Consider the following 17,873-nt stretch of genomic DNA (forward strand, 5'->3'; position numbering starts at 1 on the left):
CTCCCGCACCCGGGCGGGCGACCTCAGCCGAGCAGCAGCGCGATGCCGGTTCCGGCGGCGCCGAACGCGGCGCAGACCAGCACCCCCCAGCCCGCTGCGGCGGGTGTCGGCCGCAGCCCTCGGGGCACGGCCACACCACGCCCCGCGGCCGCCCGCCGCACCACCAGCGGCAGCAGCGCCGCACCGGCGGCGTAGACCACGGCCATCGTCGCCGAGGCGACCAGGAACGCCTGGCCGGCACCCGCTCCCGCGTCGCCCCCGAGCGTGCGGCCCGCAGCCAGCGCGGGAACGGCCAGCAGCAGCGCGGCGCAGACGGCGCCGAGCGCGCTCTTGGGCAGGACGGCGGAGCGCCCGGCGACCACCAGCAGCAGCCCGACCAGGGCCGCCAGGGTCACGGCGCCCGCCATACCGAAGACAGCGATGTCGACCAGCGAGTTCACCCGGACATTATGGCATCGCCGCAGGTGCGGCCCCGTCGCCCGGCGGCCCCTGGGCGTCGGCTGTGAACCGGATCTCGGCCACCTCCTCCACCGCTTCACGTCGCACCAGCAGCAGCGAACGGGCGCCCGGCACCAGCGCTTGGGCGCCCGCGGCGCAGTCGACCAGGACCCGCCGCCACCGTCGCACGTGCCACCGGTGGTTGTGCGCTGTGAGGCGGCGCCCGCGTTCGATCTGGCCGCGCAGCGCAGCCTGCGGATCGGCGTCGATCAGCAGCAGGTGCACCTCGACACCGATGCGGCGGCAGTACCGGCCCAGCAGCCGCAGCATGAGGCGCCGCGTAGCGGTGACATGCACCACCACGGGGCCGCCGCCGACGCGCAGCGCCTGCAGGACGCGCAGATAGTGCAGGCAATGCATCATCCAGCGCCACGCGGGGTAGGGCAGTGCGCGCAGTCGGCGGGTGAGCCGGTTGCGTGACTGCTGCGAATCGATCACCCGGGTGCCCTCGGGCGTTCGGACCGGGTGGGTCTCGGTGCCTTCGAGCGCGAACAGCCGGTTGAGCAGCGTGCTCTTGCCCGCGCCCGGGATGCCGCCGACAAGCAGCAGCGAGTCGTCCGGGTACCGCAGCACCCGGGGCACACGCCCCGGCTGGAGCCCTTGCGCGGGGGCGGGGGTGGAGGCGGAGGCCGTCTCAGGGAACATGTCGGTGGTTATGCGCCTTCCGGATAAGCAATCGTTAAGCGGCGGCTTCGCGGCGACGGTTTCGAGGGCAAGGAGTGCGGGACATGGCAAACGGCGAGCGCGGGATCGCGCTGGGGCCGTCGCAGCGGGTGCCGGCCATCGGTCAGGGAACCTGGCATATGGGGGAGAACCCGGACCGCCACGCCGAGGAGGTACGGGCACTGCGGGCCGGCATCGATGCGGGAACGACCCTGATCGACACCGCTGAGATGTACGGCGAGGGCGGCGCCGAACGGGTGGTCGGTGAGGCGGTCGCCGGTCGCCGCCAGGAGGTCGTCATCGTATCCAAGGTGTACCCGAGCAACGCCGGGCGACGCAGGGCCAAGGGGGCCTGTGAGCGCAGCCTCACACGACTGGGCACCGACACCATCGACGTCTACCTGCTGCACTGGCAGGGCTCGGTGCCCCTCTCGGAGACGGCGGCGGTGATGGAGGAACTGCGCGCCGAGGGCAAGATCCGCCAATGGGGCGTGTCCAACTTCGACACCGGGGCGATGGAACGCCTGTGGCGGGTCCCCTCCGGACAGGCGTGCGTCACCGACCAGGTCCTCTACCATCTCGGCTCCCGCGGCATCGAGTACGACCTGCTCCCGTGGTGCCGCGAGAGCGCCCCCGGCCTGCCCGTGATGGCCTACTCGCCGCTGGCCCAGGGTGGCCGCGCCCGACGCGCGATCCTGGAGGATCCGACTGTGCGCCGCATCGCCGAAGGCCGCGGCGTCAGGCCCGCACAGGTGGCGCTGGCCTGGACCGTCCGGGAAGGCGACGTCATCGCCATCCCCAAGGCCGCCGACGTCGACCACGCCCGCCAGAACGCGGCGGCCATGGACATCACCCTGACCGACGACGAACTGTCCGCCCTCGACGCCGCCTTCCCGCCCCCGCGTCGGCGGACCCCGCTGGAGATCCTGTGAGGTAGCGGGCGGGTGCGTCGGCTGGTGTTCGGCGGGGGCGACGGGAGGTTTGCACGGAAATGTGGCACCGAGGTGGCGGGTAGTCGGGCCTGAGCCCATCGGTTCGGGTGCTCGCCGGTGGCCCGCCTGACGGGGGCGGCCTCCGGCCCGCGCGGGCCCGGCCACAACACGGCGACACCACGCCGGCCCACCGGCGCCGGTATGTCCGGTATGCCGGTCCATCCGGCGATGATCGCGAACTTATGGCCGAGGAATGCGCTTTCCTGCGACCATAAGTTCACGATAGACGGGCCAAGCCGCGCCCAACGCAGGGTTGCGACCAGACAGCGGCCGTAATCCGGTGGAAACCGCGCGTTGGATGCGCCGACCGGCCTGCGGCGGCCCAACGCCGCTCCCGCCGCAACCGCCACCGGCGAGCACCCGACCCGTCGACCGCGGGCCGGACCCGGCGCCGTCCTCGCTGCCCGTCGTTCCCGTCAGGTCACCCGCATCCCGGCCGACCAACAAGGCCGCACAGCCAACCCGAGCCGCCCCGCCGCACGCGCCACCCGCGAGCACCCGACCCGACAACCGCAGGCCCAGCCCTTCGCCGCCTCGTCGGGCGGGCTACCGGCGGGCACCCGGTGCGGTGGGCGCGGGCTGGGCCATCCGCCACCGTTGCCGCCGCCGTTCCCCGTCAGGCCACCCACCGGGCCGTGTTCATCCCGTCTGGTGGAGGCTGGAACCCGTCGCGGTCTTGGCCACGCGCAGGCGGGTGGTGATCCGGGTGCGGAGGTCGGCGACGTGGCTGACGACGCCGACGGCGCGGCCGCCGTCGCGGAGGGAGTCGAGGACCTCCAGGACCTCCTCCAGGGTGTCCTCGTCCAGGGTGCCGAAGCCCTCGTCGATGAAGAGGGTGTTGATCTCACTGCCCCCCGCGCCTTGCGTGGCGACGTCGCCGAGGCCGAGGGCCAGGGCCAGGGACGCCACGAAGGTCTCGCCGCCCGACAGGGTGGCGGGGTCGCGCTCCTGTCCGGTCCAGCCGTCCAGGACGCGCAGACCCAGCCCGCCGCCCGAGCGCGACCGGTCGCCCGCGGCCTTGTCCACGGTGTGGCGGAGCTCGTAGCGCCCGGCGGCCATCGTGGCCAGCCGATCGTTGGCGGCGGCCACCACCTGCTCCAGGCGGGCGGCCAGCACGTAGGCCGACAGCCGCACGTTCTCCCGGTTGTCGGCCGCGGTTCCCGCCGCGAGCCGGGCCAGGCCGTCGGCGACGCTGTGCCGGTGGCGGGCCGGACGCGAGGCGGAGAGCAGGTCCTCCAGGCCGTGCCGCAGTTCGGCCAGGCGGTCCGCCTGATCGGCGAAGCGGTCGCGCCAGCGCAGGGCGTGGTCGGCGGCGTCCGCGGCGCGCTCGGCAGCCGCGGTCAGTCCCGCCACGTCCGGTGCGGGCAGCGAGCCGGCCGCCGCCAGGCCGGGGTCGTCGAGGATCTCGCGGACGCGGGCCGCCTCGTCGTCGTGGGCGCGGATCTTCTCGTGCAGCGCGCGGCGGTCCGCGTCGCCGCGCTCGGCGGCCCGCACCTGATGGGAACCGCTGAAACCGGCCCCGGTCGCGGCGGCGTGTGCCTCGTGCTCGGCGGCGCGCAGCTCCTCGGCCGCACCGGCGCGGTCGTCGAGCGCCCGCACCGCCGCCGTGAGCAGCTCGGCCTCCTCGCTCAGCCTGCCGATGCGCGTGGCCAGGTCGGGGTCTGGGCCCCGTGCGGTGTCGAGCTTATCGGCGAGCCGTGCGGCCTCGGCGGCCCGCGTCTCGCGGACCTTGTCCAGTTCGGCGATCTCGCGGGTCAGCTCCGACTCATCGGTGCGCGTTTTCTCGACCTGTGTGTCGATCCGCTCCAGATCGGCGGCGAGCCGCTCGACCTCGACCGCGGCGGCGTCGACGCGCTCCAGCTCCGCCCGCCGCCGGTCGAGCAGTTCGGTGGCGGCGTCCCCGCTCATGCCCCCGGTGCCGTCCTGGGCCGCGTCCAGGCGCGCCTGGACCTCGGCGACCGCGTTCTCGGCGGCGGTGCGCTCCTCGTCGGCCTTCGCGGCGGCCTCGGCGGCCGTCTCCTCGTCTGCCGGGGAAGGCCGGTCGGCGGCGCCGACAGCGGGTTCCGGGTGCTCGGCCGACCCGCACACCGGGCACGCCTCGCCCGCCTCCAGTCGCTCGGCCAGCTCGGCCGCCATGCCCTCGATGCGGGCCCCGCGGATCTCCTGCAACCGGTCGCGGGCCGCCTGCGCGGCGTCGACCCGGCTGCGCCGCCGCTCCTGCGCCCCCGCCAGTTCGCCGGCGAGCCGGTGTGCCGCCTGCACCGACTCCTCCCGGGTGCGGGCGAATTCGAGCGCGGCCTCGGCGCTATCGCGCGATCCCGTCCGGCCGCGGGCCTCCTCCAGTTCGGCGGCGACGCGGGCGCGCCGCTCCGGCAGTGCGGCGGCCTGCTCCCGGCACGCGCCGAGGTCGCGCTGCGCCCGTGCCGTCTGGGCCTCCGCGCGCTCGACATCCTCGTGCACGGACCGCAGGTGGTCGGCATCGCCGCGCAGTTGCTCCAGGCGGGCGGCCTCGTCGCGCCGGTCGCGCTCGGCCGCGGCGAGCGCCTCGCGCCGGCGGTCCGGCGTCTCGGAGCCGCCCTGTTCCGCGGCGCCGTCCGTGTCGCCGCCGAGCGCGGAGGCGGGATCGTCCAGCAGCCCGAGCCGCTCGGCCGCGGCCAGGTCGCCGTCCTCCGCCAAGCCGGGTGATCCGGGCGAGGAGGGGTCGCCGGGCCCGTCCGCCGCCGCGTCCCCGTCCGCGCCTGCGGCCGCGCTCCCGTCCTCGCCCGCGGCCGCGAGCGCGCGCACCAGCCTCAGCCGCTCGGCCGCAGCGAGGTCGGCCTTCTCCAGTCGGGTGCGGCGGTCCTCGGCGCTGCGGACCAGCGGCATGACCGCGGCCGCGCGCTCGGCCGCCTCCAGCTCCTCCTGCAGCGCCGCCCGCCGGGGCGCCTGCTCGGCGAGGTCGCCTTCGCGGCGCAGCGCTTCGGCGCGTCGCTGCCGGCGCTGTTCCAGCTCGCGGCCCTCCTGCAGCGCGCCGCGGGCCGCGTCGCGCTCGCGCACGGCCGCATCGGCCGCCTGGGCGGTGTCGTCCGCCGTAGCGGCCGCGACCGAGGCCAGCTCGGCCGCCCACGGCGCCAGCGCCTCCAGGTCCTCGGCGCCCCGCGCGGAGTTCGCCTCCGGCCGGGCCGAGCGGCCGACCTCGGCGATCAGGCCGGCTTTTCGGGTGACCTCCGACTCGGCGCGCTCGGCCTCCTGGCGGCGCTCGTTCGCATGGTCGGCCAGCCACTCCTCGACCTGGGCGAACACCCCGGTGGCGAAGATGCGCTCCAAGCCGGCCCGCCGCTCTTTGGCGTCGGCGCGCAGGAACCGCGCGAAGTCGCCCTGGGGCAGCAGCACGATCTGGCAGAACTGGGCGAGAGACAGCCCGAGCACGTCGTCCACCAGCTGCCCGGCCTCGTCGGGCCGGTTGGTCAGGCCGTTCCACGAGCCGTCGGCGAATTCCCGGACGACGACCTTGGCCTTCTCCTCGGTGGTGCCCTTCCCGCGTTTCTTGGGCCGCTGCCAGGCGGGGCTGCGCAAGATGTGCAGCCGCCGCCCGCGCACGGTCAGCTCCAGCGTGACCTCGGGAGCGGTGCCGGAGGCGGCGTGGTTGCTGCGCGGCGACCGCGCCGCCTCGCGCACGCCGGGCACGCGGCCGTAGAGCGCGAAGCACACCGCGTCCAGCACCGAGGTCTTGCCCGCGCCGGTGGGGCCGTGGATCAGGAACAGGCCGCCGTCGCCGAGGCGGTCGAAGTCGACGGTCTCGGTGTCGGCGAAGGGGCCGAAGGCCCGGACGGTGAGGGTGTGCAGGCGCATCAGCGGGCGGCCTCCCTGCGGCGGATGTCTTCGAAGGCGGCGGATACGAGGTCGCGCTCCGCGCCGGTGGCGGGCTCGCCGCGCGCCCAGTCGACGAAGTCCAGCACCAGGTCGGACTCGGAGCGGTCGGCCGTGCGCCGCGACCAGCTGCGGTCGTCCTCGGGGCGGCGGTCGTCGGGGGCGAAGTCGAGCACCAGGGTGTGCGGGAACCGTTCACGCAGCCGGTCCATCGGGAAGGCCGGGCGCAGCGGGTCGGTGAGGGTGACCTGCAGCCAGTGGCCGGTGTAGCGCTCCCAGCGCTCGCCGGTGAGCAGGTCGTCGATGCGGCCGCTGATGCGGGCGACCGGGCGCGGCACCGGGGCTTCGGCGAACTCGGCGGAGGCGAGCCCCGCCGGGCCGAGGTCGACGATCCAGCAGCCTTTGACCTGGTGCTCCTCGGAGAAGGAGTAGGCCAGCGGCGAGCCGGAGTAGCGCACGGACTCGGCCATGGTCTGGCGGCCGTGCAGGTGGCCCAGCGCGGTGTAGTCGGTGCCCGCGAACACCGGCAGCGGAACGTGCGAGGCGCCGCCGACGGAGATGTCGCGTTCGCTGTCGGAGGGCTCGCCGCCGCTGACGAAGGCGTGGGAGAGCACCACCGAGCGGGTACCGGGCGGGCGCGCGGCGAGGTCGGCGCGCACGCGCTCCATCGCGTGGCTCAGCACCGCCGTGTGGCCGCGCTCGTCGAGCCCCCAGTGCGGGCGGGCGATCTCGGGTTCCAGGTAGGGGATGCCGTAGAAGGCGACCGGGCCGTGGTCGTCGTCGATCAGCACCGGCGAGCCGACGGACTCCAGGGAGGAGCGCAGGTGGATGCCGGAGGCGTCGATGAGGTCGGTGGCGTAGTCGAGGCGGGCCATGGAGTCGTGGTTGCCGCTGATCAGCACCGCCCGCGCGCCGGTGTCGCGGATGCGGCGCAGCGCCTCGCCGAACAGCCGCACGGCGTCCACGGGCGGCAGGGCGCGGTCGTAGAGGTCGCCGGCGACCGCGACGACGTCGATGCGCTCCGTGCGGACGGTGTCGACGAGGTGGTCGACGAACGCCGCCTGGGCGTCGATGAGGTTCTCGCGGTGGAAGGAGCGTCCCAGATGCCAGTCGGAGGTGTGCAAGAGGCGCATGTTCCGGCAGAGTACTGGAGTCGGCCGCGGTTGCGCAGTGGTTCGGGGCGCTGCTGTGGACAGTCGGAGCTCCAGGAGGGCGCTCGCCGTCGGGCCTGCGGTCTCGGGGCATGCCGGTGCGGGGGCTCCGGGGGAACCCCTTATCTCAAGTCAAGCCGGTAAGGACCGCCCCGCGCCACCCCGATCTCCCCCTGGTGGACGACCGTGGCGCGCAAGCGGCCCCGCCGCGGCCCGGGGCGGGCTCGGGCGGCGCCGCCCCCCGCCGCGCCGAGCCCCCGCGCCGCCTCAGTCCCGCTTGCGCGCCATGGTCAGACCGTCGCCCACCGGCAGCAGCACCAGCTCGGTGCGCTCGTCGGCCAGGGCGTGGTCGTTGAAGTCGCGGATGCCCTGCACCGCCGCGGAGTCCTCGGCCGGGTCGATGACGCGGCCGTGGGAGAGGGTGTTGTCCACCAGCAGCACGCCGCCCGGGCGCATGCGCGGCACGAGTTCGTCCCAGTAGCCGATGTAGCCCTCCTTGTCGGCGTCGATGAAGGCCAGGTCGAAGCGCGTCTCGGGGGAAAGCGCGCGCAGCGACTCCAGTGCCGGGCCGATGCGCAGGTCGACCTTGTGCGCGATCCCATCGCGCTCCCAGTAGCGCCGCGCGAGGGAGGTCCACTCCTCGCTGATGTCCAGGGCCAGCAGCGTGCCGTCGTCGGGGATGCCGCGCGCCATGCAGATCGCGGAGTAGCCGGTGAAGGTGCCGACCTCCACGACGTCGCGGGCGCCGGCGATGCGGGCGAGCAGGGTCATGAACGTGCCCTGCTCCGGCCCGATCTGCATCGTCGTCAGGTCGGGGTAGAGCCGCGCGGTCTCCTCGGCGAGGTCGGCCAGCACCGGGTCGACCGGGGCGCCGTGGGCCACCAGGTAGTCGTGCAGTTCCGGGGTGAGGGATTCCGAAGTCCGAGTCACGCGCGCCACTCTAGTCGCGGCGGGCCCGGCTGTCCCGGCGGCGCGGGCGCGTGCGGAGCCGGGCCGCGACGCCGCCCCCCGCCGCCCCCCGCTGGCCCGCGCTGTCCTCGGGCGCCGGGCGGTTGGGGCACGCCTCACGCCTGCGGCAGCAGCTCCGGCCACGGGAACAGGTAGAAGGAGAGCAGCAGTATGGCGATCGTCAGACCCGGTGTGACGATGTTCCGCTCGACCTTGCCGTCGGTGGTGAACCCGATGTTCCGCCCGAAGCGGTACTTCGAGGCCGGCCACAGCAGCGGTACGCCGAGCTCGGTGGCCATGTCGCCCGCGAAGTGCAGCAGGCAGCCGAACGCGACCGCGACGCCGATCCAGGCGTAGTTGACCCCGGAGGCGTAAAGGGCCAGCGTGACGGCGGCCGTGCCCATCGCGTTTATGACCTCGGAGGCCAGGCGGTTCTTGTCGTTGCCCAGTCCCAGCCCGTTGAAGGCGATGCCGAGGAGCAGGAACACGAAGATCTGCACGGCCAGCTCCGACCACAGCGCCAGAGCCTGGGTCAGCCCGCCCATCAGCAGCGCGAACAGCAGGGAGTGGGTGCCGTTGCGGTGGCCGCCGAAAATCCAGTTGAAGGCGGCGCTCAGCCCGCGGGTGACGACCCCGTAGGTCTGGGTGATGGTGGAGCTCTTGGCGTCCAGGTCGGGGATGAGGGCGGCCCCCGCGCACACCAGCGAGCCGGCGACGATCTCCCCGGGGCCGAGGTCGAATCGCAGTCCGAAGAATTCGTGTCCGTCGAGGAGCGGTACTACCGCCATCCAACCGACTATGCCGCTGAGCGCGTGCGCGTGCCCCATCATGGGCGGAACCGTAGCGGTTGGCGGTATTTCAAGCGAATCAGCTCCGGTTTTCGGCAGCGGCCCGAACCGCGCGCCCGGCGGCCGGTGCAAACGCGCTGCCCGCGCCCCCTTGTCCGGTCGTCCGGTTCCGACTCGGCGCGCGGCCCGGCGCGGATTCGAAGACCGACGTCGCACGCGGGCTCCGCCCTTGGCGGCGGAATCCCTGCCGCCCCGTCGTGGACCGCGCGGGACGCACGCGGTGTAAATCGTTGACGCTGTTCTGTGCATGCTGGTAAACAACCAACTACGCCATGCGTCACGATCCCTGTACACCCCGTCGTCCCCCGCACCGCAACCTGAGGGGTTGACCAGCACATGGCCCGACAGCAGGATCGCTTCCGCCCGCCCTCCCGGCCGCCGAAGACGCTGACGAACCGCCCCGCTGTGCGCACCGCATCCGCGCTCACCGCCGCCGCCCTCGCCGCCGCCCCCGGCCTGACGGCCGCCTCCTCCGCCTCCGCCGACTCCGAAAACGGCGGCGCCACACTCACCGTCGCCGCCTCCCAACCGGTCGACTCACTCAGCCCCTTCCTCGCCCAGCGGCTCATCAGCACCAGCATCCACCGGCTCGCCTACGACTACCTGACCAACTACGACCCCGAGACCAACGAGCCCATCCCCGGTCTGGCCGAGTCCTGGGAGACCTCCGAAGGCGGGCTGACGTGGACCTACACCATCCGCGAAGACGCCACCTGGAGCGACGGCGAGCCCGTGACCGCCGAGGACGCCGCCTGGACCTACACGACGATGATGGAGGACGAGGGCGCCGCCACCGCCAACGGCAACTTCGTCGCCAACTTCGAGAGCGTGGAGGCCGTCGACGCCACCACCCTGCGGATCGAACTGGAGGAGCCGCAGGCCACCATGCTCGCGCTGGACATCCCCATCGTGCCCGAGCACATCTGGAAGGACGTCGAGGACTTCTCCACCTTCGACAACGGCGATTTCCCGATCGTCGGCAGCGGCCCCTTCGTCATCACCGGCCACGAGCCCAATCAGTCGATCACGCTGAAGGCCAACGAGGACTACTGGCGCGAGCCGCCGAAGTTCGACCGCCTGGTCTTCCGCTACATGCCCGAGCAGGACGCCCAGGTCGAGGCGTTGCGGGCGGGAGAGGTGTCCTTCGTCGGCGGCCTGACCCCCGCGCAGGCCGACGCGCTGAAGGAGACCGAGAACGTCACCGTCAACACCGCCGACGGCAAGCGGTTCCAGGGGTTCACTGTCAACCCCGGCGCCCGCACCCGAGACGGCGAGGGGTTCGGCGACGGCCACCCCGCGCTCGAAGACCGGGTGCTGCGGCGGGCCATCATGCGCGCCGTCGACAAGGACGAGATCGTCGAATCCGTCTACGGCGGCTACGCCCAGGCCGCCGGCGGCTACATCCCCGCCCGCTACGACACCTACCACTGGACGCCCGGCGACTCCCGGCGCCTGTCCTTCGACCCCGAAGCCGCCAACCGCATGCTCGACGAGGCCGGCTACGAGCGGGGCGACGACGGTGTGCGCGTCTCGCCCGCGGGCGACCGGCTCAAGCTGCGCATGCACGTGCACAACGACCGCCCCGACTACGTCGCCATGGGCAAGCTGCTGGTGGAGCGCCTGGCCGACATCGGCATCGAGGTCGTCAACCGCACCGTCGACCCCGGTGTGCTCAGCGACGCCCTCTACAGCGGCGAGTACGACCTGATCTTCACCGGCTGGACCGTCAACCCCGACCCCGACTACGTGCTGGGCATCCACACCTGCGGCGCGCTGCCCGAGGAGCCCGGCACCATGCGCAGCGACTCCTACTTCTGCGACCGGGACTACGACCGCCTCTACGAGAAGCAGCTCGCCGCCTACGACGACCGCGGCGCCCGCGCCGAAGCCGTCGCCGAGATGCAGCGGATCCTCTACGAGCAGGCCGTCGTCAACGTGCTGACCTACGCCGACACGCTGGAGGCCTACCGCTCCGACCAGATCGCCTCCATCCAGGTCCAGCCCGACCCCGGCGGCAACATCTGGGGCCAGGACGGCCACTGGTCGTGGAGTTCGGCGGTGCCCGCGGACTCCCGCGCGAGCGCGGCGGCAGGCGCGTCTCCGTGGGCGATGGCCGGGACCGGCGCGGCCGTGCTGGTCGCGATCGGCGGGGGCGTGTACCTCCTCCGCCGCCGCGCCGCCACCGCCGAGGACCGCGAGTAGCCGTGGACACCTCCTCGGACACCGGCGACGGCGCGCCGCACCGCCTCGGCCCCGGACCGCCGGCGGAAGGGGGAGCGGGTGGCGCCCGACCCCGGCGGGCCGGGGGCACCGCGGGCGGCGCCGCCCGGCCCGGCCTGCACCCGGCCGTGCGCTACCTGGGCGGGCGCGTGCTGACCGCCCTGGTGTCGCTGTTCGCCGTCATGGTCACCAGCTTCTTCCTGTTCCGGGTGCTGCCCGGCGACCCGGTGGCCGCGCTCACCCAGGGGCGGTCGGTCACCGTCGAGCAGTTGGAGGCCATGCGCCGCGACTTCGGCCTGGACCAGCCGCTGCCGCAGCAGTTCCTCGACTACTGCCTGGGCATGCTCACCCTGGACTTCGGCATGTCCTACCAGTACCGCGTGCCGGTCGCCGACCTCATCGTCGAGCGGCTCGGGCCGACACTGCTGCTGGCGGGCACCGGAACCGTCATCGCCGCGGTCCTGGGCCTGGTGCTGGGCACGCGGGCGGGCTGGCGGCGGGGTTCGCTCATGGACCGCGTCGACACCGGGGTCGCGCTGACCCTGTGGTCCGTGCCCTCCTTCTGGCTGGGCCTGCTGCTGATCGTGCTGCTGGCCTCGGGCGCGGGGCTGTTCCCCACCAGCGGCATGTCCAGCCCCGGTGCGCAGGGCGCGTTCGCCGCCGCGCTGGACACCGCCCACCACATGGTGCTCCCGGTGGCGACCATGGTGGCGGTGGTCTACGCCCAGTACATGATGATCATGCGCTCGTCGCTGCTGGACGAGATGGGCGCCGACTACCTGACCACCGCCCGCGCGAAGGGGCTGCGCGACGCGCTGGTGCTGCGCCGCCACGCCGTGCCCAACGCGCTGCTGCCCACCGTCACGCTGATCTTCCTCAACCTCGGCCGCGTGGTCTCGGGGGTGATCCTGATCGAGACGGTGTTCGCCTGGCCGGGGCTGGGCTCGCTGTTCTACTCCGGACTGCGGGTGCCCGACCTGCCCATCGTGCAGGCGCTGTTCGTCGTCTTCGCAGGCTCGGTCATCCTCATGAACCTGCTCGCCGACCTGGTCTATCCGCTGCTGGACCCGCGGGTGCGCACATGAGCCGCGCCGCGCTGGTCTGGACACGCCGCCGCCGTGCCATGGCGGGCTACGCCCGCGCCTTCGCGGCCAACCGCGGCGGCATGGCGGGGCTGGCCGTGCTGGCGCTGATCGCGGCGGCCGCGCTCGCCGCCCCGCTGTTCATCGAGCCCGCCGCGCTCACGCTCACCGGCGCCGACGGCGGCCGGTTCCGACCTCCCGGGCCCGGCTACCCGCTGGGTACCGACGCCTTCGGCCGCTCCGTGCTGGACCTGGTGGTGTGGGGAGCGCGGATCTCGCTGACCGTGGGGTTCCTGGCGGCGTTCGTGTCGGTGGCGCTGGGCACGCTCATCGGGGTGGTCGCCGGACACTACGGCGGATGGGCCGGCAACGTGCTGATGCGCGTCACCGACTGGTTCGCGGTGCTGCCCGCCCTGGTGATGGCGGTCGCGCTGGCCGCCGTGATGACCCGCAGCACGCTGACCATCATCATCGCCATCGGTGTCACCGCCTGGCCCACCACCGCCCGCGTTGTTCGGGCCCAGACCCTCGCGGTGGAGGCGCGGCCCTTCATCGAGCGCGCGCGGGCACTGGGCGGCGGCCACGCCCACGTCATGGTGCGGCACGTGCTGCCCAACGTCATGCCGGTGGTGCTGGCCCAGACGACACTGCTGGTCGCCGAGGCCATCCTGATGGAGGCCACCCTGGCGTTCCTCGGACTCGGCGACCCCGGCACGATCTCCTGGGGCGGGATCATCCAGGAGGCGCGCAACGCGGGGGCCATCAGTTCGGGCATCTGGTGGTACATGGTGCCGCCGGGCGTGGCGATCGCGGTGGTCGCGCTGTCGTTCACCATGTGCGGCCGCGCCCTGGAGGGCGTACTCGACCCCCGGCTGCGGGAGCGGCGATGAACGAACCGGACGAGCGCGACGAGCGGGACACGGGCGAGCAGGCGGCGCCGGACGCGGACCGGAACGCGCGCGGCCCCGTCGGCGAAGCGGCCGGTGCGGGCGGCGGCGGCCCGGGGCCCGGCGAGTACCTCCAGGTCGCCGACCTGTCCGTCACCTACCGCACCGCCGGCGGCGACGTGCCCGCCGTGCGCGGCGTCTCCTTCGGCCTGCAGCCGGGCAGCAAACTCGGCGTGGCGGGGGAGTCGGGCTGCGGCAAGTCCACGGTGGCGCTGGCACTGCTGCGGCTGCTGCCGCGCACCGCGCGCACCGGCGGACGGGTGCTGCTGGACGGCGAGGACGTGTTGGCCATGCGGTGGGGCCGGCTGCGCGCGGTGCGCTGGGCGGGCGCCTCCATCGTCTTCCAAGGGGCCATGCACTCGCTCAATCCCGTCCACCGCGTCGGCGCCCAGATCGCCGAGCCCGTACTGCTGCACGGCGGCGCGAAGCCCGCCCGGGCGCGCGAGCGGGTCGCCGAACTGCTGGAGCAGGTGGGGCTGCCCGCCTGGCGGTCGCGGTCCTATCCCCACGAACTCTCCGGCGGGCAGCGCCAGCGGGCCGTGATCGCCATGGCGCTCGCGTGCGAGCCGCGGCTGATCATCGCCGACGAGCCCACCACCGCGCTGGACGTGATGATCCAGGCGCAGATCCTGCGGCTCATCGACGACCTGGTCACCGGGCTGGACATCAGCATGCTGATGATCAGCCACGACCTGTCGGTGCTCGCCGACACCTGCGACCGGCTCGCGGTCATGTACGCCGGACGCATCGTCGAGGAGGGGCCGGCCGAGGAGGTCTTCGCCGGCGCCCGCCACCCCTACAGCGCGGCGCTGAGCGCGGCGTTCCCCCGGGTGGGCGATCCCGCGTCGCGGCGCGCCCCGCGCGGGCTGCCGGGCGACCCGCCCGATCCGGCAGCCCTGCCCCGCGGCTGCTCCTTCGGGCCCCGCTGCCCCGAGGCCCAGCAGCGCTGCGCGGAGGTCGACCCCGTGCTGTGGCCCGCCGGAGGGCGGCGCAGCGCCGCGTGCGTGCGGGTGCTCTCGGACGAGGGTGCGCGCGCCGCGGGCGTGCCGCCCGCGCGGCCCCGGGAGGAGGGCGCAGCGGACACGAGCCGTCTCGACAGGGGCGGCGAGGACGACCGGGCGCCGGCCCCCGACTCGGCGCCGCAACCCGAGGAGACGCGATGAGCGCGCGCCCGCCCGCCCCCCGCGGCCCCGACACCACCGCGCCGGTGCTCAGCGCCACGGGCCTGGAAGTCGCCTTCACCGGCCGGGCCGTGCGCGGCACGGCGCGCGCTGTCGACGGAGTCGACCTGCAGATCCGCCCCGGCGAGATCGTCGCGCTCGTAGGGGAGTCCGGTTGCGGCAAGTCCACCCTCGCGCGCGCCCTGCTGGGTCTGGTGCGGCCCTCCGCCGGAAAGGTGGCCTTCCACGGCCGCGGCCTGGTGTACCGGCCGCGGGAGCTGAAGGCGTTCCGCGAGCGCGTGCAACTGGTGCTGCAGGACCCCAGCGGCGCGCTGAACCCCCGGCACACGGTCTACGACGCGGTCGCCGAGGGGCGGCGCATCCACCGCGGCAGCACCGCCGACGAGCAGGAGCACGTCGCGGAGGCGCTCTCCCGCGCAGGGCTGCGCCCGCCCGAGCGGTTCCTGCTGCGCTACCCGCACGAGCTCTCCGGCGGCCAGCGCCAGCGTGTGGCCATCGCCGGGGCGCTGATCCTGCACCCGGAGGTCGTGGTCGCCGACGAGCCGGTGGCCTCGCTGGACGCCTCGGTGCGCGGCGAGATCCTGCAGCTGCTGCTGCGCCTGCGCGACGACTACGGCCTGGCGGCGCTGGTCGTCACCCACGACCTGGGGCTGGCCTGGAACATCGCCGACCGCGCCGCCGTGATGTACCTGGGCCGCGTCGTGGAGACCGGCACGGTCGAAGAGGTGCTGTCACAGCCGCGCCACCCCTACACCCGGGCGCTGCTCTCGGTCCTGCCCGAGTCGGGAGCCCGCGAGCAGCAGATCCTCGCGGGCGAGCCGCCCGACCCCACCCGCATCCCCGGCGGCTGCCGCTTCCACGTCCGCTGCCCGGTGCTGGCCTCGGGGCGCGCGGAGGCGGCCGGCGTCGCCGAGCGGTGCCGCACCGAGGATCCGGGCGAACTCGGCGCCTTCGGCCCGGCCCGGGTCGCCTGCCACTGGGCGCATGCCCACAAGGCCGGTCGCGCCGGGAAGGCGGGGAAGGAGCAGCGGGCGGGGTAGGGCGGCGGGCCCCGTGCGCGGCGATGGCGTCCCTGTGGCCGTGGTCGGCGCCCGCCACGACCGCGGAAGCGCGATCACGCGGCCGTGGACGCCTCCGGTACCCGGATGACGCACCTGCTGCGGGGCAGCGCGGGCACGCGGCCCATGTCGACGGTGAAGTCCTGTTCGGGCACCTCGTAGTCGAGCCGGGACAGGCGGCGCGAGACCGCCTTGATCAGCGATACCGTGATCGGCTCGCCGGGGCAGCGGTGGCTCGTGGCGGGATCGCCCGCACCCTGGGGCACGAAGTCGTAGAGGTTCCAGCGCCATCCGCGGAAACGCTCCGGGCGGAAGTCGTCGGGCGCCTCCCACAGGAGCGGGTCGTGGTTGATTCCGTAGAGGTCGAGCAGCACGCGGCGGCCGCGGGCGATGCGCAGGCCGTGCAGCACCATGTCGTGGCGGGCGCGGGCGGCGACGAACGGGAAGAAGGGGTAGTGGCGGCGCACTTCCTGGGCGAACAGTTCCGCCGCCGGGACGGCGCCGTCCGCCGCCGCCTCGTCCGTTCCGCCGGCGGCCGCCTCGGCGGCGAGCTCGCACCTCCAGCGGGGATGGCGGTGCAGGGCGTGGGCGGCGAAAGCGAGGTAGACCGACACCGCCACCACCGGCCGCACGACGTTGAGCAGCTCCACGGCGGCGGTGTGCTCGTCCAGCAGGCCCCCGTCCGGTTCGCGGTGCCAGGCCAGGGCATGGGCGGCGGTGTCCTCGGGAGGTTCGATACGGCCCGCGCGGATCCGGCCGACGACGTCGGCGGCCCAGTCCTCGGCCGCGCGGCGGGCCAGGCGGGACCGCCAATGCCGGGGGCCCACGCGCGCCGCGTAGTCGTAGAGGGCGGTGAGCTGGGCGGTGCGCCGGTCCGCGTCCGCGGTTACCAGCGGTACTCCGGCCCAGGTGCAGACCGCGCGGGTCAGTACGGCGCGGAACTCGTCGTAGAGCACCACCTTCCGGCGCCCTCGCCAGCCCTCGGCCGCGCAGTCGAACTCCCGCTCGACCAGGGCCGTCAGCTCGGCGACCCGCTCGGGTGACATCAGCGCGAGGAAGACGCTCTTGCGGTGACCGTGTTCGGCGCCGTCGAGGCCCTGCACCCCGCCGCGGCCGAACAGGGTTCGATTGATGCGCCGGGGAACGGCGCGGTGCCGGGTGAAGCGCCCGTGGTCCTGGAACACCGCGGCGGCGTGCGGTCCGGTGACGCACACGGCGGGCTCCAGCAGCAGCCGCGTGGCGAAGGCGTCGGCGCCGCGGCGCCGACACCCGCGCAGGATGAACCGGTACGGGTCGCGCAACAGGGCTGCCGTCCGGTCCCAGACGGCGCCCTCGGATCTGCGGGCCATGCTTCTCCCTTCGCCGCACTCCGCCGCCGCGCAGCTACCCCGGCTCGCAGGGGGGAAACTGGTGCGCCGAGCGCCTCGTCCGCGGGTGGGGGCGGCCGGGTGTCGGGCGGGCTCTTCGGAACCGCAGCGCCGCGGAGCGTGATGAGGCACCATGGGAACGTGGACGCCCAACACGTAGCGCTGCTGCGCGAACTCCTGGCCTCGACACCGTGGCTGGAGCGCACCGAGGACTTCGCCCACGCGCTCCGCCGCACCCGCGACCCCGGCGGGTTGATGCTCATCGGCACGCCCGAGGACGAGCCGTGGCATCTGGCCGCGCATCTGGACGACGAGGCCCGCTACAGCGGACTGTCCCAGCTCGCACCCAGCCTGGTGCGCTGGGAGCCGCCCCCCGACGCCCCCGACCACCTGCGCATCGGCCTGGACCGGATCGCCCAGGCGCGGCGCGGCGAGACCCTGTTCGTGGTGAACTCCGAGGAGCAGGCACCGGTTCCGCTGCTGGAGCGCGTCGACGACGCCCGCCGTACCGGCGCGACCGTGCTGTCGCTGGACCACGGCGACGGCGAGCTCACCTCGCTGGCCCACGAGTCCATCAGCCTGCGCCCCGGCCGCGAGCCGCTGACCTTCGAAGGGCTGCAGCACCTCGTCAGCAGCGCCGCCGGACACGAGGACGCCGGAGGGGGCCGCAAACCGGGGCTGCGCGAACGCCTCTCGCGGTTCCTCGACGTCGTCAGCGGTCCGCGCATGCCGGACTGACCCACCCCGCGGCGGCCGCAGCACGCCGCCGCCCGCTCGGCGCCCGCGCCGCCCGCGGCGGCCGGGCGCCGCGCGGGCTCAGTCGCTGTCCTGTTCGTCCCACGCCTCGTTGCGGTCGGCGGCGATGTCCAAGGCCGCCGCGGCGGTGGCCTCGTCGGGGTAGGGGCCGAGCCGGTACTTGTTCGGGCACCCGGGCCCCTGCTCAGGCTTGCTGTGTCTGAGGCAATACCACCACTGCCGGTCTTCCTCCGGGGTGGTGCGGTCCCGGTCGGTCATGGTCGGCTCCTGCTGATTCGTCCGGCTTTGTTTGCCTGCTTCCCGGCTCTTACCC

General features: G+C 74.2%; 15 protein-coding genes. 7 read left to right on the plus strand and 8 right to left on the minus strand.

Annotated elements, in window-relative coordinates; translation table 11 throughout:
- Positions 1-23: 23 nt before the first annotated feature.
- Positions 24-440 carry a hypothetical protein gene (locus EKD16_RS09395; protein WP_131098034.1) on the minus strand — a complete coding sequence of 139 codons (417 nt, stop codon included), beginning with the start codon at positions 438-440 and terminating at the stop codon, positions 24-26.
- Between the two features lie 7 nt (positions 441-447).
- Positions 448-1,143, minus strand: a complete 696-nt coding sequence (locus EKD16_RS09400) for an AAA family ATPase (protein ID WP_131098035.1) — start codon at positions 1,141-1,143, stop codon at positions 448-450.
- Positions 1,144-1,226: 83 nt separating this feature from the next.
- Here EKD16_RS09400 and EKD16_RS09405 point away from each other — a divergent pair, with 83 nt between their 5' ends.
- On the plus strand, positions 1,227-2,093 hold the full coding sequence (locus tag EKD16_RS09405; RefSeq protein WP_131098036.1) for an aldo/keto reductase: 867 nt from the start codon (positions 1,227-1,229) through the stop codon (positions 2,091-2,093).
- Positions 2,094-2,792: 699 nt separating this feature from the next.
- On the opposite strand, the gene EKD16_RS09410 is transcribed toward EKD16_RS09405, so the two are convergent.
- The 4 genes from EKD16_RS09410 to EKD16_RS09425 form a co-directional block, all read right to left on the minus strand.
- Complete coding sequence (locus tag EKD16_RS09410) at positions 2,793-5,984, minus strand: AAA family ATPase (protein ID WP_131098037.1); 3,192 nt, start codon at positions 5,982-5,984, stop codon at positions 2,793-2,795.
- On the minus strand, positions 5,984-7,135 hold the full coding sequence (locus tag EKD16_RS09415; RefSeq protein WP_131098038.1) for an exonuclease SbcCD subunit D: 1,152 nt from the start codon (positions 7,133-7,135) through the stop codon (positions 5,984-5,986). Before EKD16_RS09415 ends, EKD16_RS09410 begins: the two co-directional genes overlap by 1 nt.
- Before the next feature lie 285 nt (positions 7,136-7,420).
- On the minus strand, positions 7,421-8,083 hold the full coding sequence (locus tag EKD16_RS09420; protein WP_131098039.1) for an O-methyltransferase: 663 nt from the start codon (positions 8,081-8,083) through the stop codon (positions 7,421-7,423).
- 134 nt (positions 8,084-8,217) lie between these two features.
- Complete coding sequence (locus EKD16_RS09425) at positions 8,218-8,931, minus strand: metal-dependent hydrolase (RefSeq protein WP_131098040.1); 714 nt, start codon at positions 8,929-8,931, stop codon at positions 8,218-8,220.
- 354 nt (positions 8,932-9,285) lie between these two features.
- On the opposite strand from EKD16_RS09425, the gene EKD16_RS09430 reads away from it, so the two are divergent.
- The 5 genes from EKD16_RS09430 to EKD16_RS09450 are packed head-to-tail and all read left to right on the plus strand — an operon-like array spanning position 9,286 to position 15,419.
- Entirely contained in the window at positions 9,286-11,151 is a 1,866-nt protein-coding gene (locus EKD16_RS09430) for an ABC transporter substrate-binding protein (protein WP_131098041.1), read from the plus strand.
- A 2-nt stretch (positions 11,152-11,153) separates the two neighbouring features.
- Positions 11,154-12,254: an ABC transporter permease gene (locus EKD16_RS09435; RefSeq protein ID WP_242677313.1), complete on the plus strand. Its 1,101-nt coding sequence runs from the start codon at positions 11,154-11,156 to the stop codon at positions 12,252-12,254.
- Positions 12,251-13,141 carry an ABC transporter permease gene (locus EKD16_RS09440; RefSeq protein WP_131098042.1) on the plus strand — a complete coding sequence of 297 codons (891 nt, stop codon included), beginning with the start codon at positions 12,251-12,253 and terminating at the stop codon, positions 13,139-13,141. The genes EKD16_RS09435 and EKD16_RS09440 overlap by 4 nt, the downstream gene beginning before the upstream one ends.
- A complete protein-coding gene (locus EKD16_RS09445; protein ID WP_131098043.1) occupies positions 13,138-14,361 on the plus strand; it encodes an ABC transporter ATP-binding protein in 1,224 nt (407 codons plus the stop codon). The genes EKD16_RS09440 and EKD16_RS09445 overlap by 4 nt, the downstream gene beginning before the upstream one ends.
- On the plus strand, positions 14,358-15,419 hold the full coding sequence (locus EKD16_RS09450; RefSeq protein ID WP_131098044.1) for an ABC transporter ATP-binding protein: 1,062 nt from the start codon (positions 14,358-14,360) through the stop codon (positions 15,417-15,419). Before EKD16_RS09445 ends, EKD16_RS09450 begins: the two co-directional genes overlap by 4 nt.
- A gap of 74 nt (positions 15,420-15,493) precedes the next feature.
- Here the strand turns inward: EKD16_RS09450 and EKD16_RS09455 are convergent, their stop codons facing one another.
- Positions 15,494-16,786: a cytochrome P450 gene (locus tag EKD16_RS09455; protein ID WP_131098045.1), complete on the minus strand. Its 1,293-nt coding sequence runs from the start codon at positions 16,784-16,786 to the stop codon at positions 15,494-15,496.
- A 159-nt stretch (positions 16,787-16,945) separates the two neighbouring features.
- Between EKD16_RS09455 and EKD16_RS09460 the strand changes: the two genes are divergently transcribed.
- A complete protein-coding gene (locus EKD16_RS09460; protein ID WP_242677314.1) occupies positions 16,946-17,542 on the plus strand; it encodes a hypothetical protein in 597 nt (198 codons plus the stop codon).
- 78 nt (positions 17,543-17,620) lie between these two features.
- On the opposite strand, the gene EKD16_RS09465 is transcribed toward EKD16_RS09460, so the two are convergent.
- Positions 17,621-17,818 carry a hypothetical protein gene (locus EKD16_RS09465; RefSeq protein WP_131098047.1) on the minus strand — a complete coding sequence of 66 codons (198 nt, stop codon included), beginning with the start codon at positions 17,816-17,818 and terminating at the stop codon, positions 17,621-17,623.
- Between the last annotated feature and the right edge of the window lie 55 nt (positions 17,819-17,873).

It is taken from the genome of Streptomonospora litoralis (assembly GCF_004323735.1).
Lineage (GTDB): Bacteria > Actinomycetota > Actinomycetes > Streptosporangiales > Streptosporangiaceae > Streptomonospora > Streptomonospora litoralis.